This window comes from Calidithermus roseus, assembly GCF_003574095.1.
Classification (GTDB): domain Bacteria; phylum Deinococcota; class Deinococci; order Deinococcales; family Thermaceae; genus Calidithermus; species Calidithermus roseus.
On the sequence record NZ_QWLA01000016.1, the window covers coordinates 44,164 to 51,841 of the forward strand.

Here is a 7,678-nt window from a genome sequence, read left to right on the forward strand (position 1 = left end):
TTCGACTTTCACGGCCAAGTGTGTGCACTCGGCCATTCAAGTGCGCACAATTCCGGTATGAAGAACATCAAACGTTTGAGGGAGTCATGGAGCGCGAAACCTCGACCCGCTCGAGCCCAACCCGCCTGAGCCGGAGAGCCACCTGGTTTGCCCATCAGGCGGCTCGAGACCGCACCGCGCTGCTGCTGATGCTCGCGCCCTACCTCATCGGCATCACCGTGCTGGTGGCCGTGCCCGCCCTGCTGGCGCTGGCCATCGCCTTCACCCGCTATGACGCGCTGGGAACTCCGGAGTGGGTGGGCCTGGAAAACTTCGAGGCCCTGGCCGACAACCCGCTGTTTTCGGTGGCGGTGCGCAACTCGCTGGTTTTCGTGCTGCTGGCAGTCCCCCTGCGGGTTCTCGGAGCCTTAGCCCTGGCTTTGCTGTTGCACAAACCAAGGCCCGGGATCGGGTTGTTCCGCATGGCGGTGTTCTTCCCCAGCGTCATCCCCGACGTGGCCTATGCCCTGATCTGGCTGTGGATCTTCAACCCCATCTACGGGCCGCTCAACCTGGCGCTCAGGGCCCTGGGACTGCCCATCTCGCCGTGGCTGGCCGAAGGCAATACCGCGCTGCTGGCCATCGTGATCATGGCCGCCTTTCAGATCGGCGAGGGCTTCGTGGTGCTGCTGGCGGGGCTGCAAAACGTCCCCGAGGAGTACTACCAGAGCGCCGCGCTCGAGGGGGGCAACCGCTGGCAGCAGTTTCGCTTCATCACCCTGCCGCTCTTAGCCCCCTGGCTGCTGCTGCTTACGCTGCGCGACATCATCCTGAGCGCGCAAAACACCTTTACCCCCGCTTTCTTGATGACCGGAGGGGGGCCTTACTACGCGACCTTGTTCCTGCCGCTGCTGATGTACCAGGAGGCTTTCGACGCTTTCCGCTTCGGCAGCGCCGCCGCGATGATGCTGCTGTTGCTGTTGGGCGTGGGGTTGCTGCTGAGCCTGGTCTACTTCGTGGTGCGAGGCTGGGGGTATAGCGATGAGCAGTGAGCCGCACAAAGCCCTGCGCGCCCTGGCTCGTGCCCTGCACTACCTGCTGTCGCTGGCAGTGGCCGGGCTGTTTTTGCTGCCCCTGTGGTGGGTGCTGGTGGCCTCGCTGCGCCCGCCGGGCCTGCCGCCCTCGGTCACCCTCGAGTGGCTGCCCAACCCCCAGGGCTGGAGCAACTACCTGCGCCTCTTCGAGCTCATCCCCCTGACTACCCAGCTGCGCAACTCGCTGTTCGTGGAGCTGTTCGCCGTGCCCCTCACCGTGCTCACCGCCTCCTGGGCAGGCTTCGCCATGGCCCTCTCGAGGCCCCCCTTCCAGCGGGGGCTGGTGATCCTGGCGCTGCTGCTGATGATGGTTCCCAGTACCGCGCTGTGGCTGACCCGCTTCCTGCTGCTGAAGAACCTGGGCCTCATCGACACTCCCTGGGCCCTGATCGCACCCGCCATCGCCGGGACCAGTTCCTTTTACGTGCTGCTGTTTTTCTGGACCTTCCGGCGCATCCCGCGCGAGACGCTCGAGGCCGCCCGGCTCGACGGGGCAGGCGTGTTCACCCTCTGGTCGCGCATCGCCATGCCGCTGGCGCGGCCTACTGGCATCACCGTGGCCATCCTGGCCTTCAGCTACTACTGGAGCGACCTGACCTCTCCCCTGCTCTACCTGCGTTCGGAGGAAAAATACACCCTTCCGGTGGGCTTGCAGGTGCTCCAGCAGATGGATTCGACGAGTTCGTCGCTGTTGATGGCGGCGGCGGTGATTATGCTGTTACCTGTCCTGCTGTTGTTTCTGATCCTCCAGCACTCTCTGGGCTTCGGCGGGCAGCTCTTGCGCGATTGGACAACTCGCCTGGACACGAGCGGTAGAAAGTAGGGACCGAATTTGGCAATGGCGTAGCGCTTGAATCATAGGAGAAAGGAGAACGCAATGCTACGGAAAGTGCTGTATATCGGCCTGGCACTGCTGACGGGAGGATTGCTGCTACGGGGAGCCTCGAGCTGGGCCAGCGCTCAGACGAGCACTCCCGGGGGGAGCTTCATCTTTATGATTTTCGGAGACCCCGCTGAGAAAGCGGCCTACGACAAGCTGGTGGCGGCTTTTTCCCAGCGCTACCCGCAGGTCGAGGTCAGGATCCTCTACATCCCCAGCCAGAACTCCTACCGCACCCGCCTTGCCGCCGACCTCGCCGCGGGCACACCCGCCGACGTGTTCCTGCTCAACTACCGCCGCTACGCCCAGTTCGCCGCGCGGGGCGTGCTCGAGCCCCTCGATGCCTACGTGGCCCAGAGCAAGGTGCTCAAGCTGAGCGATTTCTACCCCGAAGCCGTCGAACCTTTCCGCTGGAACAAGCGTCTGATGGGCATTCCGCAAAACCTCTCGAGCCTGGTGGTCTACTACAACAAAAACCTCTTCGATAAAGCCAGGGTGCCCTATCCCAAAGCAGGCTGGACCTGGAACGACTTCCTCCAAACCGCCAAGGCTCTCACCAAAGACACTGATGGCGACGGCATCACCGACCAGTTCGGCCTGGGAACCGAAGCCAGCATCTTCCGGGTGGCCCCCTTCGTCTGGCAGAACCGGGGCGACCTGGTGGACGACCCCGAAAACCCCACAAAGCTCACCCTCGACGCGCCCGCGACCAAGGAAGCCTTGCAGTGGTTCATGGACCTGCAGGTGAAGCACAAGGTCGTGCCCAACAAGCTGCTGGAAAAAGCCCGGCCCAGCGAGGACCGCTTCCTCGACGGCACCCTGGCCATGTTCCTCAACAGCCGCCGGGGGGTGCCCACCTACCGCGAGATCAAGGAATTCGACTGGGACGTGGCTCCGCTGCCACGGGGCAAGGAACAGGCCGGTATCCTCCACGCCGACGCCTTCTTCATGGCCGCCGCCAGCCGGAACAAGCCAGCAGCCTGGGCCTTCATCGAGTTCGCCAACTCCAAAGAAGGCCAGACCATCCTGGCCGAATCCGGGCGCACGGTCCCCTCGCTCAAGAGCGTGGCCCAATCGCCCGCCTTCCTCGACCCCAACAGCAAGCCGCGCAACAGCCGGATCTTCTTGGACACCATCCCCTACATCCGGGCAGTTCCCGTGATGGAAACCTGGGTCGATATCGAGACCCTGGTCTCCGAAGACCTCGAGCGGGCCTTCCACGGCGACGTGACGCTCGAGGAGGCCATCAAAACCGCCATCGCCCGCACCCAGCGCTTCTTCCCCGGCAGGTAACCGTCTACTGCTTCACCCCGTTGACGAAGACCTCCAGACTGTCGGTGCGGCCAGGCTTGAGTCGCATCACCAACTCGAGCTGGTCGTTGCGATAAGCCAGCAGGATCCAGTCTTCAGGGTCCAGGCCCTGCACGGTGTTGCCCAGCGCCGTGAGCACCTGCCGCAGAATCGGAATCAGCGCATCGGCCCTGCGGGCATCGTTCAGGTTGCGCGAGGCGATCACCAGCCCGATACCGGGAACGTACTGCCAGGTCCCCTCGCTGCCCTCGAGCACCCCGTTAATTGCCCCCACCAGCGCCGACCTGCTGCGGTTGATCTGCTGCAGATCGTAGGCAAAAGCAGTGCTCAACATCACCAATAGACACAACAGGCCACGCTTGATCATCACTCCGGCTCCTTTGTGGATCCAACAGCCAATTGCATCGTAACCCCTGGCTTTTTGTAGGCGTAGTGCAGGTTCAGCAGACCCATACGCCAAAAGCAGGCCTCGAGCCGCGTGCGTTACCCACAGGGTTTCCTGCGATTACATTAAGGCTTTTGGTGCGCCCGGCAGGACTCGAACCTGCGACCTAAGGTTTAGGAATTCTTCATCAACCCTCCGGCATCCCACGGCATCCCCCGATTTTTGCCGTCCCTCATGGATAAAATCAAGAATTTATTGACTCTGAATATATTCCAGTATAACAGCTGTCACACTCCGATCCCCGTAGAATTACCGTAGACTTGACTGGCTGTATACGCTGTCAGGCGCAACATTATCCGAATAATCTCGTGCAACTACGGGGGAAGATAGGGATTAAAGTGTCAGCGAGTGATAGTTATATATGCACTTTTTGATCTAAGTATGGACATGATGTGCATACACCACAACCCGGCTATAGCTCACACACTCCACCATCAATAGCCCACAATGGGCAATGTACGCGCGTGTGCGCGAAGCCCCTAACAAGGAGGCAACATGGGAGAGGTCGGAAACGCCCTCCGGGAACTTGTTTCCATGGAGGCCACACCTCCTGCACGGTTCCTGACGAATGGGAGCAGCTTAATAGGCCCTAAAACCCCTTCTAGGGCGTAGTAGCGAACTTGAGAAGCGTCTGAGGATCGCGCAGGGGCGGCTCTCTCGGGCTTTTAGCACCGAGGAACCGCAACCGTCATCAAGGTGGAGGCCATCTCAAGGCTCGTTCGGCACGTCCAGAGCGACATCCATCCACATTCAGGCCCGATTCACCAAGATCAAAGCCGAGCGGGGGCGTGAACAGCTGCAAGCCGAACACGATGCGCCATTGGCTACCCGCAGGCAACTTGAAGGCGAAGCCGAGCGGCCATTGGACGAGCTAGAGGAACATTTTCACGATCTGGCCCGCGAGTGGCGCAATCTCTCGAAGAAGCCAACCGCTTCCGAGACCCGGCGCAGTCAAGTTATGGACGCGCTAGCCCTTGGCCACTTCCAGCGCGTCACAGCCGCACGAGACGGGCTCGACGGAAGCTTTGCTCTTCGCCTCTGAGGAAAGCTGCAGTTCATCTTCCGAAGCGACGTGCTGCGTGAGATCATAACCCGCTACCTCGAAGCGGTAACTGCGCTGCCCAAGATCAGAAAACACAACTCTCGGAGCGGCGAGACCCCGAGAGTTGAAATCGGCACGCACTGAACGTAATCATCCACCTACATCACACCATGTTCTGTTCTAGAAGTCCCCCGAGAGTCATCTCTAATAGCACAAAGCGACTATCGGCATCAAGACCCTGCCCCCGAGCATAGACTCGGGGTTTTTTGGAGAAACACGACATGATGAACACAGAAAATATGCCCCCCCTAATTACCCTTGCCCACCTGCGGAAGATCGTCGGGCCAGACATTCTGGGTCGAGACAAGGGGTTGCAGTTGATGCAGCAACACGGCTTTCGCCTGGGCCGCCGGTACGTGCTCCCTCGAACCAAACTGGAAGCCCTTCTGAGGGGCGCTTTACCTGAACAAGACAACAAAAATCTGGACTTACGCAGCCTGCCCCTGCACCGATAACAGAGGGCTCAAATCCAAGCTCAGCTTACCTGCGATCAGTCTTCGTCGGCATTGGTAGAAACTCAACCCCATCCGCTCTCGCTGACCCTCAATCAGCCCATAAGCCACCAGCCCTAAGGCCAGATGGGCCAGCAGCTTGGCCCTGCGCCAGTGCCGATGCCCTGTCCACCCCAGCTCCTGCTGCAATCCCCGAAACATCTCCTCAATCGCTGGTAGACCTCCCTCATCTCCGGGCCCCACCACTCCGCCCGATTCGTCCCGTAAAACTTCCCCCCACGCTTGAGCACCCCCACAGCAAAGGTCAGGCCCCTTAGCCTCCCCGCCTTGACCCAACCGGTTCCCCCATGCCTCCTGAGCTGAACACCGTCCAGCACACGGTTAGACCTGAGCCTCGTGACAAAAGACCAGCCGCGGGCATGGAGCCACTCCAGGACCTGCCTTGCTGCGTACCATGCGTCAAACAGTACCCCCTCTGGCCGAAAACCCTGCCCCTCCGCCCAATCCAGCAGGGCCAGGGCCAGATCCAGCTGGCTCTCCTCTTCTTCCCCGAAGTAGGGCAGGAAGGCCAGGGGAATCCGTCGCTTCCCGTCCGTCCACCCCAGCACCACCAGGGACAGGCCAAACACCCAGGCCCCCGTGGAGGTGTCCCGGGCCTTCTTCAGGCCCAGCCTGCCTGAGCGGTAGCGCTGGATGAGGACGTCATCAAGGATGAGGTAACCTCGCTTCAGCCCGCCCACCCTTTTGCAGAGCTTTAGGGAGAGCTCAAAGAACAAGGCCAAGGGCTGGCTCAGGGCCCGGTAGAGGGTGTCGTGGGCAAAGTCTTGGTCCTCAGCCATGGCCAGGGCGGAGGTATTGATGGGGCTTTGGGCTAAAGCTGCTAGAGCGCGCAGAACAGGGCGTGGTATCCTATCTTCGGGCCTTCTCAGTGACATGAAGGCCCATTTTATCTGCTCTTATCCTTGGTGCGTAAGTCCAGTCTTTTGCTTGAAGACCTGATGCGCGTGGGGAATGCCCCTGGTGATATGACAAATGGGACCTACATCGCTGCAGACCCCTCCGGTCGTAAAGCCAGGCCCATCTCTACCTGCAATCTGAGGAGAGCTTCTGGGGCCTCCTGGCCCACGCTCTTGGGCTGCAAGCGCCCGAAAACACTGCTCTGCTCTCGAAGAGCAAGCTGGTGGGTGTTGCTTCCCTCTTCGCGCCCGGATTTCAACAGCTCGATACCTGTACTGGCACCCCGACAGCCTCTTAGTGTTCTCACTCAAAAACGCCCTTAAGATACTGATTTTGAGGGGCAGTACAGAGACAACATTTTGGTGGACACACAGAGACGTTGTGGGCGCTGGACCTTGTCAATGGGCTCCACGTCTGCTCCAGGACTGGAAGCAGGCTGCAACGGTAGGACCGGAGGTGTTCGACACCCCGAGCCTGCGGTTGGTGAGGGGTGACCCAGGCGAACTCACCCGCAGCCTTAGCATGGCCGCGAAGAGGTTCGTCGAAGGTTTTGGCTGAAGATGGCAACTATTTTTCCTCCGGCCAACCGAAATAGGGCCGATCCTCGTAGGCGTCGTTCACGTTGGTGTAGCCCTCCACGTAGCCGTAGATGTCCCCTACCGCATCGAGGATGGCCTTCCCCTCTTCATCCAGCGCCCCGTTGACCACGGTGTAATCTCCCGGCCCCCTCCACTCGACCTCGGCCATCACCGAGCCGTCGGGGTTGTAGCGAATGATCTTCTCGTCCATAGCACTTCACCAGGGGTTGGGAGCCGACCAGACCCGCCGCTTCCACTCTTCCTTGGCCCGCCGCACCTGCTCAGGGTCATTCTCGTCGAGGGGCATCAGGCCGGTCTCACGCCAGCGCTTCAGGCGGTTTTGCACATCCTGATCCAACTCGCTCTCGGAGATGGGGGCCACCGGCTTGAACTCTCCCCTCTCACGCTGCCAGAGCCAGCCATTCCAGTAGTACAGATCAGGGTTATCCGCCGGGTCGAGGCCGTACTTGCGCACATCGAACACCGGATCGTGGATGCACCAGTCGCGGTAGATAAACTTGGGGGGCTGCTGCATAGCGTAGTTCCTCCGGGTCTCCTCGTCGGCCTCTTTAGGCGGCTGGAAGCCCTTGAACTCAGGCCGACGGTAGAGCCTATTATGCACACGAACGAACTCCCGCTCAGCTTTCCCGGTTTTTCTTCTTGGTGAACCTTTCCGCCTCCCAGGGCGCAGAAGCCCCCCAGATCACCTCGGGGTCGGTGAGCCAGTAGTAGCTGCCGCCGTAGGTTTTGTGCCAGATATTCGCCCATAACGCCGCATGAGCCCCGGAGCCAGCCTGGACAAAGGTGTAGGCGGGCACCTCAAAACCCCTGGGCAGCCGCACATCCCTGCCCAAATCGGGGGGAGGGGGCAGCTTGGGGG

Annotated in this window: 8 protein-coding genes and 1 pseudogene; 4 read left to right on the forward strand and 5 right to left on the reverse strand. The window is 60.8% G+C overall.

Annotated elements, in window-relative coordinates:
* Nucleotides 1-86: 86 nt before the first annotated feature.
* From Mrose_RS05930 to Mrose_RS05940, 3 genes are read left to right on the forward strand one after another with little or no spacing between them, the layout of a single operon-like run.
* Complete coding sequence (locus Mrose_RS05930) at nt 87-1,031, forward strand: carbohydrate ABC transporter permease (protein WP_119276505.1); 945 nt, start codon at nt 87-89, stop codon at nt 1,029-1,031.
* On the forward strand, nt 1,021-1,896 hold the full coding sequence (locus Mrose_RS05935; protein ID WP_119276506.1) for a carbohydrate ABC transporter permease: 876 nt from the start codon (nt 1,021-1,023) through the stop codon (nt 1,894-1,896). The genes Mrose_RS05930 and Mrose_RS05935 overlap by 11 nt, the downstream gene beginning before the upstream one ends.
* A 54-nt stretch (nt 1,897-1,950) precedes the next feature.
* The gene (locus tag Mrose_RS05940; RefSeq protein ID WP_119276507.1) at nt 1,951-3,246 is read left to right on the forward strand and encodes an ABC transporter substrate-binding protein; all 1,296 of its coding nucleotides are present in this window, start codon (nt 1,951-1,953) and stop codon (nt 3,244-3,246) included.
* A gap of 4 nt (nt 3,247-3,250) precedes the next feature.
* Here Mrose_RS05940 and Mrose_RS05945 read toward each other — a convergent pair whose 3' ends face one another.
* Nucleotides 3,251-3,631 carry a hypothetical protein gene (locus Mrose_RS05945; protein WP_147371580.1) on the reverse strand — a complete coding sequence of 127 codons (381 nt, stop codon included), beginning with the start codon at nt 3,629-3,631 and terminating at the stop codon, nt 3,251-3,253.
* Between the two features lie 1,386 nt (nt 3,632-5,017).
* On the opposite strand from Mrose_RS05945, the gene Mrose_RS18785 reads away from it, so the two are divergent.
* A complete protein-coding gene (locus Mrose_RS18785) occupies nt 5,018-5,266 on the forward strand; it encodes a hypothetical protein (protein ID WP_182482695.1) in 249 nt (82 codons plus the stop codon).
* On the opposite strand, the pseudogene Mrose_RS05960 reads toward Mrose_RS18785, so the two are convergent.
* The 4 genes and pseudogenes from Mrose_RS05960 to Mrose_RS18790 all read right to left on the reverse strand — a co-directional run.
* Nucleotides 5,240-6,198, reverse strand: a pseudogene (locus Mrose_RS05960) (transposase). The gene Mrose_RS18785 and the pseudogene Mrose_RS05960 sit on opposite strands and share 27 nt — an antisense overlap.
* 589 nt (nt 6,199-6,787) lie before the next feature.
* Nucleotides 6,788-7,009, reverse strand: a complete 222-nt coding sequence (locus Mrose_RS05965; RefSeq protein ID WP_119276511.1) for a hypothetical protein — start codon at nt 7,007-7,009, stop codon at nt 6,788-6,790.
* A 6-nt stretch (nt 7,010-7,015) separates the two neighbouring features.
* Nucleotides 7,016-7,420: a hypothetical protein gene (locus tag Mrose_RS05970; protein WP_245969595.1), complete on the reverse strand. Its 405-nt coding sequence runs from the start codon at nt 7,418-7,420 to the stop codon at nt 7,016-7,018.
* A 16-nt stretch (nt 7,421-7,436) separates the two neighbouring features.
* Nucleotides 7,437-7,678: hypothetical protein (locus tag Mrose_RS18790; RefSeq protein ID WP_182482692.1), on the reverse strand; the 242-nt coding region annotated here is incomplete at its 5' end.